Source organism: Flavobacterium davisii (assembly GCF_042182265.1).
In the GTDB taxonomy this organism is placed as follows: Bacteria; Bacteroidota; Bacteroidia; order Flavobacteriales; family Flavobacteriaceae; genus Flavobacterium; species Flavobacterium davisii.
In genome coordinates this window covers 3,272,742-3,296,722 of the sequence record NZ_CP097869.1, presented here as the reverse complement: position 1 = coordinate 3,296,722, position 23,981 = coordinate 3,272,742, and the positions used below count along the sequence as shown (strand labels likewise).

At 31.7% G+C, this 23,981-nt stretch carries 22 protein-coding genes; 6 read left to right on the top strand and 16 right to left on the bottom strand.

Annotated elements, in window-relative coordinates; translation table 11 throughout:
• Positions 1 to 43 precede the first annotated feature (43 nt).
• The 3 genes from NAB20_RS14110 to recF form a co-directional block, all read right to left on the bottom strand.
• The gene (locus NAB20_RS14110) at positions 44 to 718 is read right to left on the bottom strand and encodes a DUF2461 domain-containing protein (RefSeq protein ID WP_105196045.1); all 675 of its coding nucleotides are present in this window, start codon (positions 716 to 718) and stop codon (positions 44 to 46) included.
• 324 nt (positions 719 to 1,042) lie between these two features.
• On the bottom strand, positions 1,043 to 1,735 hold the full coding sequence (gene trxA / locus NAB20_RS14105; protein WP_088393574.1) for a thioredoxin: 693 nt from the start codon (positions 1,733 to 1,735) through the stop codon (positions 1,043 to 1,045).
• Positions 1,736 to 1,765: 30 nt separating this feature from the next.
• Positions 1,766 to 2,845, bottom strand: coding sequence for a DNA replication/repair protein RecF (recF, locus tag NAB20_RS14100; protein ID WP_088393576.1), 1,080 nt, complete (start codon positions 2,843 to 2,845; stop codon positions 1,766 to 1,768).
• 131 nt (positions 2,846 to 2,976) lie between these two features.
• Here recF and NAB20_RS14095 point away from each other — a divergent pair, with 131 nt between their 5' ends.
• The 6 genes from NAB20_RS14095 (at position 2,977) to NAB20_RS14070 (ending at position 9,198) form a co-directional block, all read left to right on the top strand.
• Positions 2,977 to 3,783, top strand: a complete 807-nt coding sequence (locus NAB20_RS14095) for a tol-pal system YbgF family protein (RefSeq protein WP_105196044.1) — start codon at positions 2,977 to 2,979, stop codon at positions 3,781 to 3,783.
• 80 nt (positions 3,784 to 3,863) lie between these two features.
• Positions 3,864 to 4,352 carry a 6,7-dimethyl-8-ribityllumazine synthase gene (gene ribH, locus NAB20_RS14090; RefSeq protein ID WP_088393580.1) on the top strand — a complete coding sequence of 163 codons (489 nt, stop codon included), beginning with the start codon at positions 3,864 to 3,866 and terminating at the stop codon, positions 4,350 to 4,352.
• A gap of 195 nt (positions 4,353 to 4,547) precedes the next feature.
• The gene (gene mutL / locus NAB20_RS14085) at positions 4,548 to 6,428 is read left to right on the top strand and encodes a DNA mismatch repair endonuclease MutL (protein WP_105196043.1); all 1,881 of its coding nucleotides are present in this window, start codon (positions 4,548 to 4,550) and stop codon (positions 6,426 to 6,428) included.
• Positions 6,425 to 7,165 (top strand): rhomboid family intramembrane serine protease, encoded by a 741-nt coding sequence (locus NAB20_RS14080; RefSeq protein ID WP_127822777.1) that lies wholly within the window; start codon positions 6,425 to 6,427, stop codon positions 7,163 to 7,165. The genes mutL and NAB20_RS14080 overlap by 4 nt, the downstream gene beginning before the upstream one ends.
• Before the next feature lie 41 nt (positions 7,166 to 7,206).
• Entirely contained in the window at positions 7,207 to 8,088 is an 882-nt protein-coding gene (locus NAB20_RS14075) for a rhomboid family intramembrane serine protease (RefSeq protein ID WP_105196041.1), read from the top strand.
• A 57-nt stretch (positions 8,089 to 8,145) separates the two neighbouring features.
• Complete coding sequence (locus NAB20_RS14070; RefSeq protein ID WP_105196040.1) at positions 8,146 to 9,198, top strand: endonuclease/exonuclease/phosphatase family protein; 1,053 nt, start codon at positions 8,146 to 8,148, stop codon at positions 9,196 to 9,198.
• Here NAB20_RS14070 and NAB20_RS14065 read toward each other — a convergent pair whose 3' ends face one another.
• The 13 genes from NAB20_RS14065 to secA form a co-directional block, all read right to left on the bottom strand.
• The gene (locus tag NAB20_RS14065) at positions 9,199 to 9,810 is read right to left on the bottom strand and encodes a WbqC family protein (protein ID WP_105196039.1); all 612 of its coding nucleotides are present in this window, start codon (positions 9,808 to 9,810) and stop codon (positions 9,199 to 9,201) included.
• Positions 9,811 to 9,893: 83 nt separating this feature from the next.
• Complete coding sequence (gene lepB, locus NAB20_RS14060; protein ID WP_088393281.1) at positions 9,894 to 11,456, bottom strand: signal peptidase I; 1,563 nt, start codon at positions 11,454 to 11,456, stop codon at positions 9,894 to 9,896.
• Positions 11,457 to 11,525: 69 nt separating this feature from the next.
• Positions 11,526 to 12,230 (bottom strand): 4-hydroxy-tetrahydrodipicolinate reductase, encoded by a 705-nt coding sequence (gene dapB, locus NAB20_RS14055; protein ID WP_105196038.1) that lies wholly within the window; start codon positions 12,228 to 12,230, stop codon positions 11,526 to 11,528.
• A gap of 3 nt (positions 12,231 to 12,233) precedes the next feature.
• Positions 12,234 to 12,794 (bottom strand): DUF5683 domain-containing protein, encoded by a 561-nt coding sequence (locus tag NAB20_RS14050; protein ID WP_105196037.1) that lies wholly within the window; start codon positions 12,792 to 12,794, stop codon positions 12,234 to 12,236.
• Positions 12,794 to 13,690, bottom strand: coding sequence for a ParB/RepB/Spo0J family partition protein (locus tag NAB20_RS14045; protein WP_088393287.1), 897 nt, complete (start codon positions 13,688 to 13,690; stop codon positions 12,794 to 12,796). Before NAB20_RS14045 ends, NAB20_RS14050 begins: the two co-directional genes overlap by 1 nt.
• 23 nt (positions 13,691 to 13,713) lie before the next feature.
• On the bottom strand, positions 13,714 to 14,478 hold the full coding sequence (locus NAB20_RS14040) for a ParA family protein (RefSeq protein WP_060382726.1): 765 nt from the start codon (positions 14,476 to 14,478) through the stop codon (positions 13,714 to 13,716).
• 120 nt (positions 14,479 to 14,598) lie between these two features.
• The gene (locus NAB20_RS14035; protein ID WP_105196036.1) at positions 14,599 to 15,729 is read right to left on the bottom strand and encodes a methionine aminotransferase; all 1,131 of its coding nucleotides are present in this window, start codon (positions 15,727 to 15,729) and stop codon (positions 14,599 to 14,601) included.
• Between the two features lie 134 nt (positions 15,730 to 15,863).
• Complete coding sequence (gene pafA, locus NAB20_RS14030; RefSeq protein WP_375605269.1) at positions 15,864 to 17,498, bottom strand: alkaline phosphatase PafA; 1,635 nt, start codon at positions 17,496 to 17,498, stop codon at positions 15,864 to 15,866.
• 211 nt (positions 17,499 to 17,709) lie between these two features.
• On the bottom strand, positions 17,710 to 18,231 hold the full coding sequence (locus NAB20_RS14025) for a DinB family protein (protein WP_088393293.1): 522 nt from the start codon (positions 18,229 to 18,231) through the stop codon (positions 17,710 to 17,712).
• A 21-nt stretch (positions 18,232 to 18,252) separates the two neighbouring features.
• Positions 18,253 to 18,654: a hypothetical protein gene (locus tag NAB20_RS14020; RefSeq protein WP_088393295.1), complete on the bottom strand. Its 402-nt coding sequence runs from the start codon at positions 18,652 to 18,654 to the stop codon at positions 18,253 to 18,255.
• A gap of 93 nt (positions 18,655 to 18,747) precedes the next feature.
• Positions 18,748 to 19,263, bottom strand: a complete 516-nt coding sequence (locus NAB20_RS14015) for a class I SAM-dependent methyltransferase (protein ID WP_375605268.1) — start codon at positions 19,261 to 19,263, stop codon at positions 18,748 to 18,750.
• Positions 19,264 to 19,519: 256 nt separating this feature from the next.
• Complete coding sequence (locus NAB20_RS14010; protein WP_105196033.1) at positions 19,520 to 20,512, bottom strand: hypothetical protein; 993 nt, start codon at positions 20,510 to 20,512, stop codon at positions 19,520 to 19,522.
• Between the two features lie 90 nt (positions 20,513 to 20,602).
• Entirely contained in the window at positions 20,603 to 23,965 is a 3,363-nt protein-coding gene (secA, locus tag NAB20_RS14005; RefSeq protein WP_105196032.1) for a preprotein translocase subunit SecA, read from the bottom strand.
• Between the last annotated feature and the right edge of the window lie 16 nt (positions 23,966 to 23,981).

Below are 23,981 nucleotides of genomic sequence, written 5' to 3'. Positions count from 1 at the left end.
AAGATTTTGCAAAGAACATAAAGAAAAAAAGGGAATGAGCTTTTTATTCTTCCGTTTCTAGTGCTCTATTTAAAAACTCATTAAAAGGTTTTATCAAAATAAGTTTAGAGGCTACCTTTTTTGCAAAATCTTTATCTGTAAACCATTTTTCATCAATAGGTTGTGAAATGGTAAAGCTTTTAAGTTTTAAAAATTCTATTGCAGGATGATTTATGTCGTATCCTTTTGGGGCAGATTTTAATACATAACCTTCCTCTTTGTCTATAGTTCCAAATTCTTTCTGAAAAGCAGTATTGTTTACGATTTCTTCTAAATCTTCATGAAAGAACGCAATTTCACGACGTATTTTTTTTAATTCTTCAGATTCAGGACACCATACACCACCAGCTATAAAACATTTGTCTTTTTCAAAGTGAATGTAATAACCAGGGCTGTTTTTACGCAGTCTATTGGTAGACATCCAAACTCCCATATTGGTTTTATAAGGGGATTTGTCTTTAGAAAAACGGATATCACGGTTAATTCTGAAAGTGCAATTTTTTATTTCAAGTGGTTCTAAAGAAGGATCCAAGGGTTTTATTTCTTCTAAAATGGTATGGATTAAATTATGGTAATCTTTTTTATATGCTTCATAACGTTTTTTGTTAGCGTGCATCCATTCCGTGTTATTATTCGCTTTTAGATCATCTAAGAAATTGATAGCTTCTTTTGTAAACATTATTATCTGATTGTATGTTGAGGTAAATATACGGAGTTATTTTTATTTTTTAATCCGTAAGGAATGTAAAGAGATTGTAATGAAGTAAGGGGTGAGAGTGCATCATTTGGGTATTTGAAAAGACTGTGTTGTGAAGAAGAAGGTTTTCCAAAAGTTATTGATTTTGTTTTGCTTCAATTTAATCGCTTTGCACTAGTTAATCAAGGACACATAGAGGAAATAAAACAACAGTGTGGCTTCTGATTTTTTTACTGAAAGGGGAAATAAAATCAATATTTAATTGGTGCTTTTTGAATACCTTCTCCTGGTTTGTTTTTTTGAAGATTATAACTTCTTTCTTAAATCCTCTTCTTTTATAAATCCTAAATTTTTCCAAACTTCTTTACCATTATTATAATAGATCAAAGTTGGTAATCCTTCAATTAGTAAATCTTGCGCTAATTGTTGGTTTTTATCGGCATCTATTTTTATAATTTTAATATTATCTTTCATTTCTTCCTTCATCTTTTCAAGATAAGGGGCCATTTTTTTACAAGGACCGCACCATTCAGCATAAAAATCAATTAATACTTTTTTATCGGATTGTATTAATTTTTGAAATTCAATAAGAGTCATACTTGAAGATGTAGTAGGTTTAGATAATCCTTCCGCATTCCATTTCATAATTCCCCCCGTCATATTATGAATTTCTTTAAAACCCATACGGCTCATTTTAGTCATTGCTTTTCCGCTTCTTCCTCCACTTAAACAGTACAAATAAACGGGTTTGTTTTTGTCTAATTTAGATAATTGAGTTTCGAAATCAGTAGCATTATAATCAATATTTACGGCTTTGTCTAGGTGTTGAGAATTGTATTCTTGTGGGGTTCTTACGTCTAGGATGTACACATCTGCATTTGCTGTTTTTTCAGCAAATACTTTAGGTTCTAAATTGTCTGTTATAGAATTATTTTGGCCTTTACAGCTTGTAAAAGCAATTATAGTAGCACAAAGAGTGCTGAATAGTAAGTTTTTCATTTTTTAAAATTTTAAGCTAAGTTATAAAAATTATATGTTAAAAATTTTATAAAGCTGATGGGTTTGTTTTACAATATTTTCCGTTCGTTCAGGATGGGTGTCTGAAATAAAAAGCTGTCCGAATTCTTCCTTATTAACCATTGAAATGATTTGGCTAACACGATCCTCGTCTAATTTGTCAAAAATATCATCAAATAAGAGAATAGGTTTTTCGCCACTTTGTTTTTTTACAAATTCAAATTGAGCTAATTTTAAAGCAATTAAATAAGATTTTTGTTGCCCTTGGGAACCAAATTTTTTAATAGGATGGTCTTCTATTAAAAAAGCTAAGTCGTCTTTGTGTATGCCAACACTAGTGTATTGTAATGTTCTATCTTTTTGTATATTATCTAGTAATAATTGGGCTAAAGGAGTATGTTTTAGCTGACTTTCGTACATTAAATAAACACGTTCAGCGGAATTAGAAATAAGTTTGTAATAGTGATTGAAAATAGGAATAAATTCAGTTAAGAATTGTTCCCTTTTTTTAAAAATTTCGGTGCCTAAATTAGCAAGTTGGTCATTGTAAATTTCTAAGGTGTCTTGTTCGAAAATGCGATTTAGGGCAAAATATTTTAGTAAAGCGTTACGCTGAGTCAATACTTTTTGATATTGAATCAGTTGGTGTAAATAACGGCTGTCTAATTGCGAAATAACACTGTCTATGAATTTTCTCCTAACTTCGCTTCCTTCTCGAATTAAATCGGCATCGGTTGGTGAAATGATAACCATTGGAATTAAACCTAAATGGTCGGAAAATTTTTCATACAGTTTTCCGTTGCGTTTTAATATTTTCTTTTGTCCTTTTTTTAAGCTACAAACGATGTTTTCAGGACGATCTTGTTTCATAAATTCACCATCTATTACAAAAAAGTCACGTCCATGTCTGATGTTCTGTACAGCTAGAGTGTTAAAATAGCTTTTTCCGAAAGCTAAATGATAAATAGCGTCTAAAATATTGGTTTTGCCAATACCGTTTTTACCTACAAAACAATTGATTTTGTGTTCAAAGTCGAAATTTGCTTCTTCAAAATTTTTAAAGTTAAACAAAGAAATTTTTTTTAGATGCATAAATCGTACAGATTCTAATTTTTAGGAAATGATTGTTAAAAAACGTTCGCAAATTATTAAAAATAAAGTGAAAACTTATTTTGTTTTTCAATAAAAATTTTATTTTTGCACCTCACTAATTTAAAATTATAATGGCAACTTATAATAAAAGAGGATACAAAGCTCCAAAACCACAAGTTGAGAATACCGAAGAGGGTACGCTTGAAAACGTAGCTGATTTAGAACAAACTGTTACGGTTGAAGAAAGTGATAGTACTACTGCTAGCGTTTTTAACACTTTAGATGAAACAGCAAGTAAAACGGAAGAGTTTGTTGCAAAAAATCAAAATATAATTTTATCTGTTTTAGGCGGAGTAGCTTTAGTTGTAGTGGGGTATTTGATGTATAGCAAATTTGTATCAGCTCCAGCGGAAAATGAAGCCGCTAGTGATATGTATCAAGCTCAGAAATATTTTCAACAAGCTGTTGATGCAACACAAGCTAATGATTCTTTGTTTAAGTTAGCTCTAAATGGAGGTGAGGGTAAACAAGGTTTTATAGATATTGCTAAAAATCATAGCGGTACAGATGCAGGTAATTTAGCGAATTATTATGCTGGTATGGCTTATTTGCATACTAAGCAGTTTGATAAAGCAGTAGAGTATTTAAGTGATTATAAATCAGATGATGCTTATACGAAGGCTTTAGCTTTAGGAGCTATTGGTGATGCAAAAGCAGAATTAAATAAAACAGATGAAGCTTTAGAATACTATGTAAAAGCGGCTGAAAGCAATGAAAACGAATTAACAACACCTCGTTTCTTGTTAAAGGCAGGACAATTGGCTTTTGCTAAAGGAGATAAAGCAACCGCATTGAAATATTTTACTCAAATTAAAGAAAAATATGAAGACACTCCAGAAGCTCAAAATATTGATGCTTTAATAGGAATGGCTCAATAAATAATAGATAGAGTAGAAAATAATTGCAGTGTTAAGCATATATGAATTATAATGCTGTACTGAAACTGTAAACGAAAAATATGGCTACAGCAAACAAAAATTTATCAGAATATAATAAAAATACTATCCCAAATGCGAAAGACTTTCGATTTGGGATAGTCGTTTCTGAATGGAATGATAAAATCACCGAAGGTCTTTTTAAAGGAGCAGAAGAAGCGTTACTTGATTGTGGTGCTTTGCCCGAAAATATCATTCGTTGGAATGTTCCAGGTAGTTTTGAGCTCATTTACGGAGCAAGTCAAATGCACAAAAATTTAGATTTAGATGCCGTTATCGTAATTGGTTGCGTTATTAAAGGCGAAACTATGCACTTTGAATTTGTATGTGAAGGGGTTACCCAAGGAATTAAAGATATGAATGTTATATACGATGCACCCACTATTTTTTGTGTGTTAACTGATAATACAGAAGAACAGTCTATAGCTAGAAGTGGAGGAGCACATGGGAATAAAGGAACAGAGGCTGCAATAGCTGCTATTAAAATGGTAGATTTAAAGAATAAGTTTTAGAATGAAAATAAAACGCACTTTCTGCAGGATTTTTTTCTAAGTAATAAAAAATAATCATGAAAAGCCATTCTAATTTCGATGTAATAGAATGGCTTTTTTTATGAAAAAATAAAAAGAATGAGAGATAAAAACCCATTCCTTTTCTTTAAATTTGTTTTCCAACCCATTTAAGAAATTAATTTAGTAACTCATTTAATGTCAAGTATAATACAATTACTACCCGATCATGTGGCTAATCAAATAGCAGCAGGAGAGGTAGTACAAAGGCCTGCTTCGGTAGTGAAGGAATTGGTAGAAAATGCAATTGATGCAGGATCAACCGATATTAAACTTATTTGTAAAGATGCAGGTAAAACACTCATACAAGTTATAGATAATGGTAAGGGGATGAGTATAACAGACGCACGCTTATGTTTTGAGCGTCATGCTACTTCTAAAATTAGAAAAGCAGAAGACTTATTTGATTTACACACCAAAGGTTTTCGTGGAGAAGCTTTAGCCTCTATAGCTGCAATAGCTCATGTAGAACTCAAAACCAAACAAGATCAAGAAGAACTAGGAACTCATTTAATTATAGAAGGGAGTAAATTTATTTCACAGGAGCCATCTGTGTTACCTAAGGGGACTTCTTTTTCCATCAAAAATTTATTTTTTAATATACCAGCACGTAGAAATTTTTTAAAATCAGATACAGTTGAATTACGTCATATAATAGACGAATTTCAGCGAGTAGCTTTAGCGCATGAAAATATACATTTTACTTTTTATCACAATGGAAGTGAAGTATTTAATTTGCCACAATCTAATTTACGTCAACGTATTGTAAATATATTTGCAGCTAAGACAAATGAAAAGTTAGTACCAGTAACAGAAGAAACAGAAATTGTAAAGTTAAAAGGCTTTATAGGTAAACCCGAGTTTGCTAAAAAGAGTAGAGGGGAACAGTTTTTCTTTGTAAATGATCGTTTTATAAAAAGTGGATACTTGCATCATGCTATTATGGCAGCCTATGAAGGCTTATTAAAAGAAGGAATGCAACCTAGTTACTTTCTTTATTTAGATGTGCCTCCTCATACAATCGATATTAATATTCATCCAACTAAAACAGAAATAAAATTTGATGATGAGCAAGCCCTATATGCTATTATTCGTTCAGCTGTAAAACATAGTTTAGGACAATTTAATGTAGCTCCTATTTTAGATTTTGAACGAGATGCTAACCTAGATACACCTTATAGTTATGTAGGAAAAGAGGCTGAAATGCCTACTATACAAGTAAGTGCAACTTTTAATCCTTTTGCAGAAGAAGAACCTATTGTAAAAAAAATATCCAATAACAGTTCAGGAGGAATTTCAAATAATAATAGCTTTAATTATCACCCTAAAAAAGAAAGTCAGAGTTGGGAAAGTTTATATGTGGGATTAAAAGACGCATTTGAACCAGAAGAAATACATATTGAATCAGAATCTGTTACAGAATCCTTATTTAATGATACTGAAATTGAAAAAGCAAAATCGATAACCTATCAACTACAGAAAAAATATATAATAAGTCCTATAAAATCGGGGATGTTAATAATAGATCAACAAAGAGCACATCAACGTATTTTATACGAACAATTGTTGAAAAATATAACCGTTCAACAAGCAAATAGTCAGCAACTGTTATTTCCTTTGAATTTATATTTTTCAGGAACTGAAATGGTTTTGTTTCTAGAATTAAAAGCATCATTAGAAAATGCTGGATTTGTATTTGAATCAGCTGTCTCAGGTACGGTCATTATATCTGGTATTCCTGTTACTATGACAGAAAGCGAAGTAGCAAGAGTTTTAGAACAATTAATAGCAGATTTGCAACAAGAAATACCCGATAGTAGTTTTAGTCAAATGGATAGTATGGCCAAATCTATGGCGCGAAGTTTGGCTGTTAAAACAGGTACCATTTTAACAGAATTTGAACAAGAAAATATAGTTAATAATCTTTTTGCTTGTAAAGAACAATCAGTTTCACCATTTAATCGTCCTACATTTATTACTTTAAGTGTAGAGGATATAGATAAAAAATTTAATATATGATGCAAATTACTCCCACAGTTAAGCAACTTTTAATTATTAATGTTATTTGTTTCATTGGGGCTCAGCTAGTGAAGCAATCTAATGATGTGTTAGCTTTGTATTATTTTGAAAATACAAATTTTAGACTATGGCAATTATTAACCTATATGTTCATGCATGGTAGCTTTACGCATATTTTATTTAATATGTTTGCTTTGTATTCTTTTGGAACCGCATTAGAACATTTTTGGGGAGCTAAGAAATTTTTGTTTTTTTATATTTCATGTGGTATAGGTGCTGGATTCATACATTCAGGAGTAAATTATATCCATTTTCAAGAAGGATTGAATTTATTAGTCGAAAACGGTGAAAAGAAAATCGAAATATTTAAAATTCTTAAAGAAGGTAAATATAATATAGCTTGGGAACAAATTTTATCACCACAAGGGTTTACTTCTTTTTTATCAGCCTATGTTTCACGAGCAGTAGGGGCTTCAGGTGCTATTTATGGGCTTTTAACAGCGTTTGCATTCATGTTTCCTAATGCTGAGTTAATGATGATGTTTATTCCAGTTCCAATAAAAGCCAAGTACTTTGTTCCAATACTAGTTGGCATGGATTTATTTTCAGGTGTAACAGGGGCTTCTATTTTTGGAGGAAATATTGCGCATTTTGCACATGTAGGAGGAGCTTTGATAGGTTTTATAATGATGTGGTATTGGAAAAAGAACTCATTCAACGATAATCGTTGGAATTAATAAAAGAATCATAACAACAAACGCAAACTAAATTATACAATATGAATATTTTATATGACCTAAAACAGCAATATAAAGTAGGTGATTTAACTATAAAATTAATTTTTTGGAATGTCATATTGTTTGTTTTTTCAACTCTTATTATTACTCTATTGAAAATAACAGGAAAAGAGTTGAACTTTTATGAATGGATTGCGTTATCTAGTAATTTACAGAATTTTTTTTACAAACCTTGGACTTTAGTTAGTTACTGTTTTTTTCACAGTAATTTAGTTCATTTAATTTTCAATATGCTGATGCTGCATTTTGCAGGGCGAATTTTTACGACCTATTTTACACAAAAACAACTTTTGTCAGTATATGTTTTAGGAGGATTATTTGCAGGCTTAATTTATATTTTAATCTATCTGTTATTCCCTTTTCTATCTAATCAGGCGGTTTTATTAGTTGGTGCCTCAGCTTCTATTATGGCTATAGTATTTGCTACTGCTACTTATCAACCTTATATGAACCTTCGATTAGCTTTATTTGGCAATGTTTATGTTTGGCAAATTGCATTAGTTTTTCTAGTTGTAGATTTAATACAATTACCTTTAGAAAATACAGGAGGGCATATTTCGCATTTAGGAGGTGCTTTTTTTGGTTTTTTTTATGTAAAATTATTACAAAAAGGAATTGATCTAGGTAGAGTAATAAATGAATTTTTAGATAGAATAGATGCTGTTTTTACTAAAAAGAAAGCAACACCCTTTAAAACGATTCATAAAAATGTTACATTATCATCAAATGAAGTAAAAAGTAGAGTAATTAGAAAAGATAAAACGCAGCAACAAATAGATGAAATATTAGATAAAATTAGTCAATCAGGTTATGAAAGCTTGACTAAAGAAGAGAAAGAGTTTCTTTTTAGAGCAGGTAAATAAAGTAAAAAAAATTCGTGAAAATAATGTTTCTTTGTAACAATTTTTAAATAAGATAAAATGAAAAACCTTACGTGGTTTAATAAACTCGTTTTTGTTGCTAATCTGATGCTTACGCTATTAACATTTTTAGCGTATGCACTGCCTTTTTTAGCACCTAAATGGTTTTCGTTTTTGTCTGTCCTCACTTTAGTCTTACCCTTTTTTTTAATTGTAAATGCTCTATTCTTTTTGTACTGGCTTTTACTATTGAAGAGACAGATGATTTATTCAGGTTTGATTTTATTGTTAGGGATTACTTTTGTAAATAAATTTTATAAATTTTCTTCTAAAGAATTAGTCACCTCAGATAAAGATTTTGTAATAATGAATTACAATGTTCGACTGTTCAATTTATTTAAATGGATACCAAGAGAAGATGTAGCGGATCAAATTTTGGAATTTATAAACGAAAACAATCCAGATCTACTTTGTATTCAAGAGTATTCCACTTCTGCATCTGCTAAGGTAGATTTTAAATTATATCCATATCGTGCTATTTTTACTAAAGGAAATTTAATCAAAACAGGGAATGCTATATTCTCAAAATTTCCTATAGTAAATGAAGGAGAAGTAGGATTTCCAGAATCTAATAATATTGCTATTTTTGCTGATATTAAAATAGGGAAAGATATTATAAGAGTTTATAATTTACATTTAGAATCCATAAAAATATCACCTGATGTAAATGAAATATCAGAAAAAACAGAAGGTTTTAGCCAAGCTAAATCTGAAATGATTTTCAAACGTATAGGAAAAGCTTTTAAAAAACAACAACAACAAGCAGAAATATTTGTAGATCATAAGAAAGATTGTTCTTATCCCTTAGTAGTTTGTGGAGACATGAATAATAGTGCTTTTTCGTATGTATATAGAACTGTTAAAGGGAGTATGCAAGATACTTTTGAGGAAGCTGGAAAAGGATTCGGACAGACTTATAACTTTAAGTATTATCCTGCCCGAATTGACTATATCTTTGCAGATCCTAAGATGAATGTTAAAAGTTTTAAAAACTTTCCTAATTTTGTTAATTCAGATCATTTACCCATTTTAACTAGGCTTTCTTTATATTAATTATAAGGTTTGATTTAATAAATATTCTTTCGCATAACGTCCTTCGTTAAAGAGTAAATCTAAGATACTCAAATTGTTTATAAAGCCATGTTTTTCCTCAAAAACTTGTGTGTATGGAGTTAGTAAAGCAGTATCTTTTTTTCCGTTAGCTAACGAACGTAAATCATTAAAGTCGGGAGCTTCTTTAAAGTATTCTTGGGTTTTGTTATATTCAAAATTTATTCCCAAACATTTTGATACGATTTCAATAGTTTGGTAATTCAGATCCATTAAGAAATCCTGTTTTTTTGTAAATATGGGAGCAATAGCATCTTCATAATATTCAAAAAAAGGAGATGTCCTGTAAGCAGCTTCTAATGATTTAAAATGTTGCTTCTGCCAGTCAAAAGCAGTTTCCAATCGAATGTCTTTTGTCTTTTGATGTCCTTCTTTAGAATGCTTTACAGGGATGTTTAATAATTGAATCCCATTAGGGCTGTAAATGTACATCCTATTTCTATTAGTCTGTTTTTGGAAATTATCATCCATTTCAAAAGTTATCTTTTCTGCTTGAGCAATAGCTACAAAATGACTTATAGAAGGAAAATAAGTGGGAAGAATTAATAGATTCATATTATATTAAAAATTACAGGTTTCAGTTTTCGAGTGTTTTAAACTGAAATCTGAAACCTGGAGATAAATTTATTGTTTTTAAACTATGCTTTTTTCTTTTTATTTCTATACCAATCAAAACCAAACCAGGCTACAAGTGCTATTAAGAAATATTTAAAATAAGAAGTTGGTTGTCCATCTCCTCCTACTGTACAGAACAATCGTTCCCATCTAATTTTATCAAGGGCTTTACTCCAAGGAATATTAGGGTCTATACTCCACCAAATAAATATGGGTTTGCCGACCACATGATCCATAGGAACAAACCCCCAATAACGACTATCTTCTGAGCGGTGACGATTGTCTCCCATCATCCAATAGTAATCTTGTTGAAAAGTATAGTTAGTAGCCTCTTTGCCATTAATATATATTTTGCCTCCTCTTTCTTCTAGCGTATTATCTTCATATACAGTAATAATTCTTTTGTAAAAAGGAAGTGTTTCTTTATTTAAGGCAATTGTTTTGTTTGCTTCAGGAATATAAATAGGACCTAAATTATCCAAAGACCATTTTTGGTTATGAGGAAAGATAGATTTGTCAATTTCTTTAGGGGCAGGAGTTAAGTTTTTAGTGATTGATTTTACAATTGGAATATTCTTAATGCGCGCTATATTTTCATCTGTAACAGCGCTTAAGAAGTATTCATTTGGCTTATTTGTTGGATAAATACCATCCGTTATTTTTAATTCTTCTATTAATAAACTAGCATAAGGAGCTAAATCACTACCGTCTGTTGTTATATAGTAAGAATATTGAGGTTTTGCTCTTTCAGGTAAAATTAATTTTTTATTATTAATGTATACATATCCATCTTTTATAGATAGATTGTCTCCTGGTAAGCCAACACAACGTTTTACATAGTTAGAGCGTTTGTCTTTTGGCTTGTCAATATGTCTTCCTGAACGATCAAAAAATTGATAAACAGTATCGGCAGGCCAATTAAAACAAACAATATCATTATGTTGTATTTTTTGCAATCCTGGTAAACGGAAAGAAGGAAGTTGGGGTTTGCTTAAATACGACTTTGCTTTTACTATCATCATGCTATCATGAACCATTGGCATTGCCACTGCGGTAGAAGGGGTTCTGGCGCCATAATGAAATTTACTTACAAATAAAAAATCGCCTACTAATAAGGATTTTTCTAATGAAGAAGTAGGTATGTTAAAAGGTTGTATTACATAAGTGTGTACTAATGTAGCGACTACTATAGCATAAAGTAGCGAAGCTATAGTGTCTCCTGCTTTAGTACTAGGAGTTAAGCTTCTGTCTCTTTTGTAGTCAATATTTACAAAGTAATTTATGTAATAGATATAAAAACCGAGTGTTAAAACACCTAATAAAGTGTCTTTTTCTTTATTATAACCAAAGCTTCTTAATGTTTCTACCCATATAACAATAAACATAATTAAGTTTATTATGGGGATAAAAAGTAAAGCAGTCCACCAAGTAGGACGATTAATAATTTTCATCAAAACGATAGCATTATAAACAGGAATAAAGGCTTCCCATGATTTTCTACCTGCTTTTTGATAAAGTTTCCAAGTTCCTAAGCCGTGAATGATTTGTACGACCAAGAAAAAAATAAACCACTGTGTTACTGTCATCTTTAATGTTTGAATTTTGAAAATCTGTTAAACTTTGTTCGGATTGACTAAAATATATTTATTTATAATTTATTGTTTTAATGAAAGTACATCTTTCATTGTAAAGACTCCTTTTTTGTTCACTAGCCATTCTGCTGCTATTATTGATCCTAAAGCAAAACCTTCTCGGTTATGTGCGGTATGTTTTATTTCAATTTGATCTACTTTGCTATCGTAAAAGATACTATGAGTGCCGGGGATGTTTTCTATTCTTTTGGCTTCTATATGAATTTCTGTATTAGTAGGAGGATTCATAGTCCAATTATCATATTTTGAATTTTGAATGATTCCTTCGGCTAATGTAATTGCAGTACCACTTGGAGCATCTAATTTTTGCGTATGATGAATTTCTTCCATAGAAACGTGGTATTGTTCTAGATTAGCCATCATTTTAGCCAAATAACAATTTAATTCAAAAAAAATGTTTACTCCTAAGCTAAAGTTAGAACCATATATAAAGGCTCCTTCTTTTTTAGTACATAGATCAACCATAGTTTGGTATTGTTCTAGCCAGCCTGTTGTACCACTTACAACTGGAATATTTTTTTCAAAACAAGTTGTAATATTAGTTACAGCACTTGTTGGAACACTAAAATCAATGGCTACATCTGCTTTTTCAAGTCCATCAAAACTGTTTTGGCTTGATTTTTTTAAAATGATATCATGACCTCTTTCTAAAGCAATTTTTTCAATTACTTTACCCATTTTTCCATATCCTAGAAGCGCTATTTTCATTGGTTAGAATTTAAAATTTAGAGCAAGTCCTATGTTTTGCTGTGTGTTAAAATCGTTAGTTTGTATTTCAGGACGAATACTTAGTCCATTATTTACATTGAACTGTTGTAAATGAGCGTCAACATTAGCATCTATTATATTAAGTGCATAAAGAGCTACTGTAATAAGTAGCGACAAATCTCTGTTCTTTTGATGAAATTGTTGGCCTTGAATTAGTTTATCGTCTGATAAACGGGTATAATCAGGATTTAAATCAGAATCTTTAGCCAATCGTTTGATGTATTCTGTTCGAAAGCTATCATATCTTTTTTGATTCCAGAAGTAAAAATAGGCTCCTGTTCCTATTGCAGCGTATACAACAGGGATTTTCCAGTATTTTTTGTTGTAGGCTTGCCCAGCTCCTGGCAGTAAAGCAGAGTAAAAAGCTGCTTTTGCAGGACGTAAAGGGTCTATTTGTTGTTTTGTTATAGTATCGTTAGCTATTAGTTTTATCTTATTTTGTGCATTTGCGGTAAAAAGACCAAAACTAAAGCTAACAATAACTATATGTATCCAATACTTCACTAAGAGTTTATTAGTTTTAAAATTCGATTGAAATCTTCTTCTGAATGAAAAGGAATGGTAATTTTTCCTTTTCCGGAACCTGCTACTTTAATGTCTACTTTTGCTCCAAAGTAATCATTAAAAGATCTTTTTTCATCTAGGCCTATATCAAAGGGAGCTTCTGTGGGTTTGTTAGTAGGTTTGTCTAATTCGCCATTGTGATAAGCTTTTACTAAAGCTTCTGTTTCGCGAACAGAAAGGTTTTGACTTACTATTTTTTGATATATAGAAGCCTGTGCATCATGATCGTCTATTGTAATAATAGCGCGACCGTGCCCCATAGATATAAAACCATCACGAATACCTGTTTGAATGATCGGGTCTAGTTTTAATAAGCGAAGGTAATTAGCAACGGTAGAACGTTTTTTACCTACTCTATCACTTACCTGTTCTTGTGTAAGTTGAATTTCGTCCATTAAACGTTGATAAGAAAGAGCAATTTCAATGGGATCTAAATCATGGCGTTGGATGTTTTCTACTAACGCCATAGTTAGTGACTCATTGTCATTTGCTAAACGAATATAGGCAGGGACTGTTTTTAATCCTACAATTTTAGAAGCACGTAAACGACGTTCACCTGAAATTAATTGGTATTTATTAAAGTCAATTTTACGAACGGTAATCGGTTGGATAACGCCTAATTCTCTTATAGAAGTAGCTAATTCTTGTAAGGCTTCTTCGTTAAAATTAGTACGAGGTTGAAAAGGATTAATTTCAATAGACTCAATATCCACTTCTAGGATATTACCTACTACTTTGTCTGCATTTTTATCGGTTGCTGATTTGATATCATTATCTGGATCTTTCAGTATAGCCGATAATCCTCTTCCCATTGCTTGTTTTTTTGCCAATGCCATATAATCCTCCTAAACTTAATTGATTAACTATTCTTTTTGATGATTTCTGATGCTAAATCTAAATAATTTGTAGCACCTTTGCTCGTAGCATCATAGTTTATAATGCTTTCACCAAAACTAGGTGCTTCGCTTAATTTAATGTTACGTTGTATAACAGTATCAAATACCATATTATTGAAGTGTTTTTGTACTTCTTCTACTACTTGATTAGATAAACGTAAACGAGAATCATACATAGTAAGCAAAAGACCTTCAATATCTAAATCAGGGTTGTGAATTTTTTGAACACTTTTAATTGTATTTAATAATTTTCCAAGTCCTTCCAAAGCAAAATATTCACATTGGATAGGTATTACCACTGAATTGGCGGCAGTTAGAGCATTTAATGTTAGCAAGCCTAATGAAGGAGCACAATCAATAATAATATAATCGTAGTTATCAGAAACTGATTTTAATGCTTCTTTAAGCATGTACTCACGATTTTCTTTGTCTACTAATTCTATTTCAATTGCCACTAAGTCAATATGTGCAGGAATTACATCTACGTTAGGAGCAGTACTGTTAATTAACGCTTCAGTAGGCGTACAACTGTGCTCTAAAATTTGGTAGGTGCCTAGTTCAACTGACTCTACATCAATACCTAATCCTGAGGTAGCATTTGCCTGCGGATCAGCATCTATAAGTAATACTTTTTTTTCTAAAGCCCCTAAAGCGGCCGCTAAATTAATAGAAGTGGTTGTTTTACCTACACCACCTTTTTGATTAGCAATTGCAATTATTTTACCCATCTTGATCTTCGAAATTTTGAGCCGTAAAAATACAATTATTTATGGGTTTTGAAAATCTATTTTGTTAACAATTTAATAAATGATTGATCTTCCATATTATAATGCTTTTTTTAATTGATTCTATTTTATTTTTATAAGTTTCTCAGCAGCTTGAATTAAGGTTTCATCTGTTTTGGCAAAACAAAAACGTAGCATTTGTCTATCTGTAAGGTCGTTGTAAAAGACAGACATGGGAATGGCAGCTACGCCTTGTTTTTCAATCAATTCTTTGGCAAATAAAACGTCGTTTTCTTTTGAGATATTTTGATAATTTACTACTTGAAAATAAGTTCCATCACAAGGCATTAATTCAAAAGGGCTGTTCTTTAATAAGGCCTGAAATAAATTTCGTTTTTGAAGATACATCTTTGAAACGGCATCAAAATTTACGATATCTAAATATTCAGCTATAGCAAATTGAGCAAAGCTATTCACACTAAATACTAAAAACTGATGTACTTTTTTGATTTCATTCATGATTAATTCAGGCGCTATTAAGTAGCCTATTTTCCATCCAGTAACATGTAAGGATTTTCCAAATGACGAAGCTATTATAGTACGATGTATTAATTTTTTTCGGGTATTAAATGAAATATGAGCTTGCTTGAAAGTGATATATTCATAAACTTCATCTCCTAAAATAAGGATTTGTGGATGTTTTTCTAAAATGATTTCTAATGATTCAAAATCTTTTTCATCCCAAATTCTGCCCGTTGGGTTATGAGGATTGTTGATAATAATCATTTTCGTTTTAGAAGAAATGGCTTTTTCTATATTATTAAAATCGGGTGTATAGTCTGGGTTTAAAGGAACGCGTATTGGTTTTCCTCCCGCTATTAAAACAGAAGGTTCGTAACTGTCATAACAAGGGTCTAAAATTATTACTTCATCATTTGTAGATATTAAGGCATTAATTGTGCTGTATATTCCTTGTGTAGCACCAGCAGTAATGAGCATTTCGATATTGAAATCTACAGAACGATTGTATTGGGCTTGGGTTTGTTTTGCAATTTTTTCCATTAAGGTAGGTAAACCTGCCATAGGAGTATATTGGTGAATGTTGTCTTTTAGAATTCGTTGGCTTATGTCTATTAATCGTTTGTCTTCTGGAAAATTAGGAAAACCTTGGGATAAATTGATAGCATTTTTTTCATTAGCTAGTTTAGACATGGTGGTAAAAATGCTGGTTGTAATGTGTGGTAATTTAGACATGACTGGGAATAGTTGGTGTGTTAGAATGTTTTATAGGGAACAAAAATAAGAAAGTTTTAGAGTTCGTTATACGAATTGGTTTAGTAGGAGATTAAAACATAAAAAAAGCGTCTTTTCAAAAGACGCTTTTTTTATTATTTAGGAAGAATTTCGGTTAATGGTATAGCATCTGTGCTATTAGGTAAAGTTGTTTTTAGTTTTAGGGCTAGGGTAGGAGCTATTTGAGTAATGTCCTTTTTATCAAAATTTTCTCCCTTTTTTATTCCCCAACCATAAAATAAGCAAGGTACGTGTGTATCATAACTATAAGGTGAGCCATGAGAAGTTCCTGTAGTTTGGTATTGCATATAAGCGGGTTTGTCTACAATGATCAATTCACCATTTTGAACGGGGTCATAACCTTTAGATATAAAATTTAAATAGTTGTCAGCTACAGAACCTGCTATAATTTCGTTTTCATCATATACTCTTTTAACATGTTTTTGTGTATATAAAAATTCCTTAACGGCATTTTTAACTTTGCTAAGTTCTAAGCCTTTTTCTTTAATTTTTGCTTTGTCTAAGAATACATTAAAAGAATCGTATAACAGTAATAAGTTTTCGCCGAATTGTGTTTTTGTAAATTCCGCTATAGCGTGTTCTATATTTTTTTCGTTGGTGTCTTCTACATCATAGCGATTGTCTTTTAGGTGCATAACGTTTTCAGCACCTGCGTGATCCGCTGTTAAAAAAAGTAAGTAGTTGTCTTTGCCTACGTTAAGGTCTAAATAATGTAAAAAGCTTGCTAATGTTTGGTCTAAGCGTAAATAAGTATCTTGTAATTCAATAGAACGTGGACCATACATGTGACCAATATAATCAGTAGCTGAAAAACTAACAGTTAAAAAGTCAGTGTCTTCATCTTTTCCTAGTTGTTCATTTTCTATTGTTTTTTGAGCAAAATCAGCTAAGAAATTATTTCCAAAAGGAGTAGTTCTTAAAATTCCTACATCTCCTGGTTTTGTTAATTCAGAAAGGGAATAAGGAAAAAAAGCTTGTTTTTTATTTAGTTTTCCTTCGTATGGGTTATCATCTGGTAAACTTTCATTGTAAGTTGTTTTATCTTTTAGTAAGTCCCAATTTTGGTTAACGTATTTTTCATAATTTTTTTCATTGTTAAATTGGGTGACCCAAGTAGGTAATGATTTGCCATAAAATGTACTAGAAATGAAATTTCCAGTTTTACTAAACCAAAAAGCCCAGTCTGCAAAATGTCCAGCAGGTAAAATTGCCCCACGATCTTTAACGCTTACGCCAATTACTTTTCCTTTAAAATTGGTACTTAATTTTAGTTCGTCTGTAATGGTTGATGCTTGTAAAATTTTGGGAGACATTTTTCCTTCTTGTTCAGTGCCATTACCTACTGTAGATACTTCTGGATCATCTGTACAGTACAGATTTTTTCCTGTGGCTTTATTAAACCATTCATTTCCTACAATTCCGTGTATCGCAGGTGTGGTTCCTGTGTAAATGGAAGCATGTCCAGGGCCTGTAAAAGTAGGCATGTAATTATAGTGCATGTTGTGGTAAGTAAAGCCATCACGTAATAAACGTTTGAAACCGCCTTCTGAAAAATCGCTATAAAAACGGTTTAAGTATTCCATTTTCATTTGATCGACTACAATTCCAACCACAAGTTTTGGTCGTTTTACTTCTGCATTGATTTTAGAGGTTTGTGCACTAACCGCTAAACACAATATTAAAAAATATACGTTGAAAAGTTTTTTCATTTTTAAAAAATTAGCTCGCAAATTTAATTATAAATCTAATGTATGAAGTGAAAGTGGTATGATTTTTTTGTGATAAAATTTTCTTTTAATTTTAGGAAAACCAATATATTAGTATTTTTTAACTTATTACTTTTTTTTACTTCAATATTATTTAAATTGAATTGGCATTCTGTATGATTCAATATTAGTTTGTTTAACCTTGTTTTATGGGTTAAAACAAAGAAATGTGTTTTTCTTGAATTACTTGTGCGTGGTGTACATTATGTCCAACGACCATAAATCCTAATGATCGAGCAGTCAAAATAATTGGGTTTGTGACTCCTTTGAAATCTAACATTTCTTCTGTCATATTTTTATAGAGACTAATGGTAGCATTCCTTACGTTTATATATTCCTCTCGTAAGTCACTTAATTTATAATTTACTGATTTGAGATTTTGGATGTATTTGTTTTGGTCAAAGCCTGTTAGTTCTGTAGCATCAAATCGGGAAAAACGCAATGCTCTATAAGTAAGTATTCTTTCAGCATCTATGATATGAAGAAGGACTTCCTTAGTAGTCCATTTATCTGGAGCATAAGCAAAATTTTCCATTTCAGGAGTTATGCTATCTATTAAAGCAAGAGTGAAATTTTTGCTTTTTTCTAATTCTTCCATTAAATGATCGGACTCTATAAGATCAAAAAAAGAATGAAAATAAGCAGGTGCATTTTCGTAAATAAACGGATTGTTCATAGTGTGTTTTAGTTTTAAAGATTATTTAAATGATAAGGTTAAAAAAAGAGGATCTGCATTCTTAAAAGTAGGCGGTTGTTCAATGATGGAAGCCACTCTTTTCTTGTTTATTTTCATAGTTATGTCAGCTTCCGATGTGAATAATAGGGCAGACATAAAAGGATTTTGAATATAAGGAATCGTTTCGATTTCTAATTCCTCTAAATTTACTATTTTTTCAATTTCTTGAAGTCCTTCTTTATATATTTTGTGGGTCACTAATAGTTTTAGTTGATCTTCTATTTGAGTTACTTTGATATAGATATTTTGTAATTCAGGGTTGCCAATAGTTTTAGCTAATGTTAGTTTAGCAAAGGTTTTATGGGTAATGCTTTCTTTTACTAAGTCTAAAAAACGTATATAAGTTTCATTATAAGGTGTCATATAATCAATAATTTTTTTAATATTTAGGGGTAATAGAAATAGCCCTTTTGATAGTGTTTTATAGGGTAAGAGTGTTTTTTGTATGTTAAGAAATTATTTAGTAAAGATAATTAATCGGTTTGTAATATTGAAATTTGAAAAACCAAAGGTTTTTGTAATCCATTCAATTGTTTCTTTTTGATACATAAACACGTGGGTCGTATCGTTTTTATAATACCATTTTTCGAAATCAATTTCAGGACTGTACATATGCGTCATGCAATACAATTTGCCAGCAGGTTTTAGAAGTTGGTGTAATAATTCAAATTCCTTGTCGGGATGGTGGAAATGCTCCACGACTTCGCAACAGGCTACAAAATCATATTGTTGTGTTAAAACATCTGGGAAAGGGTGAAAAAAGGGGTCGTATGACGTAATGGAGTAGTCATTGTCCTGCAATACTTTACTTACTGCTGAACCTGTTCCTGCGCCAAAATCTAAACCGTTGTGTGAAGGAGTAAAATCGTGTAATATGCCATTAGTTATGGGGGATACAAAATTGAGATAACCTAGGTCGGTTACATCATTGTTGTGAAAACGATAGTGTTTTTCTTCCTCCTGTGCGGTCATATACTGCTCGGGATGTAATAGTATAGCTTGACAGTTGGAACACTGAAAGTATTCACGGTTTTTGATGTTGTGAAACGGGGAGGTGTGGGAATGGCAAAGTGGGCAGGTGGGTTGCATGTCGTTAGTTGTAAAATTGTTGCAATTTTACAAAAAATATACGATACGATTTTCTACTTCGTTAATTCAAAAGTTTTTAGACTTCACTTTTATATCAAAAATCCCTAACTACAACCGTAATTAGGGATTTTTTTATTATTTACTTCTTATTTAATTTTTCAAACTTTTCAAGAGCATTGATAAACCAACCTTTTGATTCAGGTAGATTGAATGACATTCTATTCATTTTTTCTAAAAGATAAATTTTACCAGTGCAATCGTAAAGAAAAACTAATGAGAAAGTTCCTTCAGTGTATGAACCAAAATATAGATTTTGAGTGTCATTACTATTTATTTTTTCAGAAAGTTTTTTTTCATCTACAATTTCAACTTTTCCAGTATAACTTTTTTTGATGTCCTCTTCTGTAAATTCAATTTCCTTTTTTTTATTAAAATAAGGCATTTCATCTTTTAAAAATATTAATGTTTTTGTAGAAATTGATTCGTTTGTGTTATAAACTTCATAAGAATCACCTGAAGTAACTTTCAATTTTTTAACTTTTCCTTGAAGAAATAGATTCGCCGTATTTTCTAATAATTTAATCATCGGAGTTAATTTTGATGAATTTACATAGGCATTTCCTAAACCAGATCCAGTGAATGCAAGCCAATTTGGTAATGAATTGAAATATTTACCTACACCACCTAATTGAAGATTTAAGGTCGTTGAACCATAAACAGGTGATGATCCAAGTGAAGATTTGCTTTTCCATTCTCCATCAGATAAAACCATAGTTTGTTTCATTTTTGATTCTGACCCTAATTTTACGATTGAAGAGTTATAGTAAAAACTATAGGCATTTTTTGGGTGTGTAGTATTTCCAAAATCACCAACTAAAATAAATGAATTTTTTTCGCTTTTAGAATATTCATTTAAATTTTTAAAGTAAATGAAATCATAGGGAGTCAATTTCCAGTTTGTTTCTACAGCTTTTTTGATTCTGTTGTTAAATTCTTCATCACTGTCGTGAAGTACTACGTAAGTTTTGGTTTGTTTTAATTTTTCAAATTCTTCTAATGACTGCATACTAAATTGAGCATTCAAATTTAGAATTGTAAATAAGAATAATAATGTGAAAGTGATTTTTTTCATCTTGTTAATTGATTTTTGATTTTGCAAACATAAAAAAACCCTAATTACACCTTTGTAATTAGGGAGGTTTTTGTAAGTAATTTATAGGGCTTATTTTTGAACCAAAACCCACTGACCAGAAGCTAATAAATGCTCCGCTTTTTTGAATTTCATGGTTTCTGTTTGACCGCTTAACACGTTTTTGATGGTAACTTCATCGTTACGGTTAATCTTTGGTTGATCACGAACAATAGTTTCGGTAATTGTATGCTGTTGAGGAGCATTTACATTTTGTACTGCATCTCTATGACGCTCAGCTTGTTCCTCCATATTTAATACCTCTTCTTTGCTTTCTATATAATGATCTTGTTGTATTTCGTCTATTGCCTCTTGGATTTGAGTATTTTGTTGTGGTAAATCCGCTTTAAATAAGAATGAAATAACCTCTTTGTTGATACCTTCCAACATAGTTTTAAACAAATTGAAGGATTCAAATTTGTAAATTAGTAACGGGTCTTTTTGTTCGTGAACGGCCAATTGTACCGATTGTTTTAATTCGTCCATTTTACGTAGGTGCTTTTTCCAAGCTTCATCTACAATGGCCAATGTGATGCTTTTTTCAAAATCAGCAATTAATTGTTTTCCTTGTGTTTCGTATGCTTTGTTTAAATCTGTTACAACATTCATTCCCTTTATTCCATCTGTAAAAGGAACTACGATACGTTCAAAATGATTATCGGGGTTTTCAAAAACATTTCGTATAATAGGAAATGCTTCGTTTGCGTCGCGATTATTTTTGTTTTGATAATATTCACTAGCTGATTTGTAAACAAGCGCCGTTATCTTAGTTTCATTTAAACTGGCAAAATCGGCTTCTGTTACTGGAGATGTAATAGATAGATAACGTACTAATTCAAATTCAAAGTTTTTGAAATCTTTTGTTAATTTATTTTTCTCTACAATACTGTCACATACATCATAAATCATGTTGGCAATATCCAGTTTCAAGCGCTCTCCGTGTAGGGCGTGACGACGACGTTTGTATACAACTTCACGTTGTGAGTTCATTACATCGTCATATTCTAATAAACGTTTACGTACACCAAAGTTGTTTTCTTCTACTTTTTTCTGAGCTCTTTCGATAGACTTAGTCATCATAGAATGTTGAATTACTTCACCTTCTTTTAGGCCCATTCTGTCCATGATTTTAGCCACACGGTCAGAACCAAATAAACGCATTAAGTTGTCTTCTAAAGATACATAGAATTGTGAACTACCAACGTCTCCTTGACGACCTGCACGACCGCGTAACTGACGATCTACACGACGCGAGTCATGACGTTCAGTACCAATAATAGCCAAACCACCTGCTGCTTTTACTTCGTCGCTTAATTTAATGTCTGTACCGCGACCAGCCATATTGGTAGCAATTGTAACAACGCCAGGCTTACCTGCTTCTGCTACAATTTGCGCTTCTTGTTTGTGCATTTTAGCGTTTAATACATTGTGTTGAATGCCTTTCATTTTAAGCATACGACTTAATAATTCAGAAATTTCAACGGATGTAGTACCAATTAATACAGGGCGACCTTGTGCTACTAATTCTTGTACATCATTAGCTACTGCGTTAAATTTTTCACGAACTGAGCGGTAAATTAAATCTTCTTTATCTTGACGAGCAATGGGTCTATTGGTAGGGATTTCGACTACATCTAATTTGTAAATTTCCCAAAATTCGCCTGCTTCTGTTACGGCAGTACCGGTCATACCTCCTAATTTGTTGTACATACGGAAGTAGTTTTGTAGGGTAATCGTAGCGTAGGTTTGGGTAGCTTCCTTAATATGAACGTTTTCTTTTGCTTCAATTGCTTGGTGTAAACCATCTGAATAACGACGACCATCCATAATACGACCTGTTTGTTCGTCTACAATTAAAATTTCGCCTTCCATAATTACATACTCAGTATCTTTTTCAAATAGAGTGTAGGCTTTTAGTAATTGTGTTAAGGTGTGGATACGTTCGCTCTTTACTGAAAAATCGGCAAATAAAGCTTCTTTTTTTTCTGCTTCTTCTTCTTTTGAAAGATTTGATTTTTCTATAACCGCAATTTCGGTTCCTATGTCAGGTAATACAAAGAATTTGTCATCAGTATTTTTAGATAATTCTTTAATACCTCCTTCGGTTAATTCAACTTGATTATTTTTTTCTTCGATAACAAAGTATAAAGCTTCATCTACTTGAGGCATTTTACGGTTGTTATCAGCCATATACTCATTTTCTGTTTTTTGAAGTAATTGTTTTGTTCCTTCTTCTGATAAGAATTTGATTAAGGCTTTGTTCTTAGGTAATGCACGATGTGCTCTTAATAAATTAAATCCAGCATCTTTAGTATTTCCTTCTTTAAATAAACGTTTTGCTTCTGCTAAAAAGCCGTTTGCTAATTGACGTTGGATAGCAACAAGATTATCAATGAAAGGTTTTAGTTCATTAAATTCGTGACGATCACCATCTACTACCTGACCCGAAATGATAAGAGGGGTACGTGCATCGTCTATTAATACAGAGTCTACCTCATCCACAATAGCAAAATTGTGTTTGCGTTGTACTAAGTCATCAGGTGTATGAGCCATGTTATCGCGTAAATAGTCAAAGCCAAATTCGTTATTGGTACCATACGTAATGTCTGCCTCATAAGCTTTACGACGTGCTTCAGTATTGGGTTGATGATTGTCAATACAATCTACTGTTAGTCCGTGAAATTCAAATAATGGAGCTTTCCAAGTGCTGTCTCGTTTTGCTAAATAGTCGTTAACCGTTACGAGATGTACACCATTTCCTGTTAGAGCGTTTAGGTATAGAGGAAGTGTTGCTACTAAAGTTTTACCTTCTCCTGTTTGCATTTCGGCAATTTTTCCTTGATGTAATACCACGCCACCAATCATCTGAACATCGTAGTGAATCATGTCCCAGGTTACCGTTTTTCCTGCGGCTTCCCAAGAGTTAGACCATAAGGCATCTTCTCCTTCAATAGTAATATAAGCTTTATTAGCAGATAATTCGCGGTCTTTGGAGGTAGCTTTTACACGTACTTGCGTGTTTTCTTTAAAACGACGAGCAGTTTCTCTTACAACAGCAAAGGCTTCTGCTAAAATTTCATTTAGCACTTTTTCAGACACTTCATAAGCCTCTTTTTCTAATTTGTCAATTTCAGTATATACATCTTCTCTTGCGTCTATATCTTCAATGCTTTCTACTTCTGATTTTAATTGCGAAATTTTAGTATCTTTTTCGGCACGAGCTTGTTTTATTTTTTCTTTAAACTCAAAAGTTTTAGCACGTAATTCATCATTTGTTAATGAACTTAGTGGACCTTCAAAAGATCTAATTTTGTTAATTATAGGCTGAATGGCTTTGATGTCTTTTTGTGATTTATCACCTACAAAAACCTTTAATATGTTGTTAATGAAACTCATACGTTTTGTTTTAAAA

What these genes read in the sequence shown, in the direction of transcription:
- dapB (WP_105196038.1), bottom strand. Translation starts at nt 12,230, where the DNA reads ATGAAAATAGCGCTTCTAGGATATGGAAAAATGGGTAAAGTAATTGAA.
- secA (WP_105196032.1), bottom strand. Translation starts at nt 23,965, where the DNA reads ATGAGTTTCATTAACAACATATTAAAGGTTTTTGTAGGTGATAAATCA.
- NAB20_RS14045 (WP_088393287.1), bottom strand. Translation starts at nt 13,690, where the DNA reads ATGGCATTGGCAAAAAAACAAGCAATGGGAAGAGGATTATCGGCTATA.
- NAB20_RS14070 (WP_105196040.1), top strand. Translation starts at nt 8,146, where the DNA reads ATGAAAAACCTTACGTGGTTTAATAAACTCGTTTTTGTTGCTAATCTG.
- NAB20_RS14095 (WP_105196044.1), top strand. Translation starts at nt 2,977, where the DNA reads ATGGCAACTTATAATAAAAGAGGATACAAAGCTCCAAAACCACAAGTT.
- pafA (WP_375605269.1), bottom strand. Translation starts at nt 17,498, where the DNA reads ATGAAAAAACTTTTCAACGTATATTTTTTAATATTGTGTTTAGCGGTT.
- NAB20_RS14040 (WP_060382726.1), bottom strand. Translation starts at nt 14,478, where the DNA reads ATGGGTAAAATAATTGCAATTGCTAATCAAAAAGGTGGTGTAGGTAAA.
- NAB20_RS14010 (WP_105196033.1), bottom strand. Translation starts at nt 20,512, where the DNA reads ATGAAAAAAATCACTTTCACATTATTATTCTTATTTACAATTCTAAAT.
- mutL (WP_105196043.1), top strand. Translation starts at nt 4,548, where the DNA reads ATGTCAAGTATAATACAATTACTACCCGATCATGTGGCTAATCAAATA.
- lepB (WP_088393281.1), bottom strand. Translation starts at nt 11,456, where the DNA reads ATGACAGTAACACAGTGGTTTATTTTTTTCTTGGTCGTACAAATCATT.
- NAB20_RS14080 (WP_127822777.1), top strand. Translation starts at nt 6,425, where the DNA reads ATGATGCAAATTACTCCCACAGTTAAGCAACTTTTAATTATTAATGTT.
- NAB20_RS14110 (WP_105196045.1), bottom strand. Translation starts at nt 718, where the DNA reads ATGTTTACAAAAGAAGCTATCAATTTCTTAGATGATCTAAAAGCGAAT.
- NAB20_RS14020 (WP_088393295.1), bottom strand. Translation starts at nt 18,654, where the DNA reads ATGACACCTTATAATGAAACTTATATACGTTTTTTAGACTTAGTAAAA.
- recF (WP_088393576.1), bottom strand. Translation starts at nt 2,845, where the DNA reads ATGCATCTAAAAAAAATTTCTTTGTTTAACTTTAAAAATTTTGAAGAA.
- NAB20_RS14075 (WP_105196041.1), top strand. Translation starts at nt 7,207, where the DNA reads ATGAATATTTTATATGACCTAAAACAGCAATATAAAGTAGGTGATTTA.
- trxA (WP_088393574.1), bottom strand. Translation starts at nt 1,735, where the DNA reads ATGAAAAACTTACTATTCAGCACTCTTTGTGCTACTATAATTGCTTTT.
- NAB20_RS14015 (WP_375605268.1), bottom strand. Translation starts at nt 19,263, where the DNA reads ATGACCGCACAGGAGGAAGAAAAACACTATCGTTTTCACAACAATGAT.
- NAB20_RS14065 (WP_105196039.1), bottom strand. Translation starts at nt 9,810, where the DNA reads ATGAATCTATTAATTCTTCCCACTTATTTTCCTTCTATAAGTCATTTT.
- NAB20_RS14025 (WP_088393293.1), bottom strand. Translation starts at nt 18,231, where the DNA reads ATGAACAATCCGTTTATTTACGAAAATGCACCTGCTTATTTTCATTCT.
- ribH (WP_088393580.1), top strand. Translation starts at nt 3,864, where the DNA reads ATGGCTACAGCAAACAAAAATTTATCAGAATATAATAAAAATACTATC.
- NAB20_RS14035 (WP_105196036.1), bottom strand. Translation starts at nt 15,729, where the DNA reads ATGTCTAAATTACCACACATTACAACCAGCATTTTTACCACCATGTCT.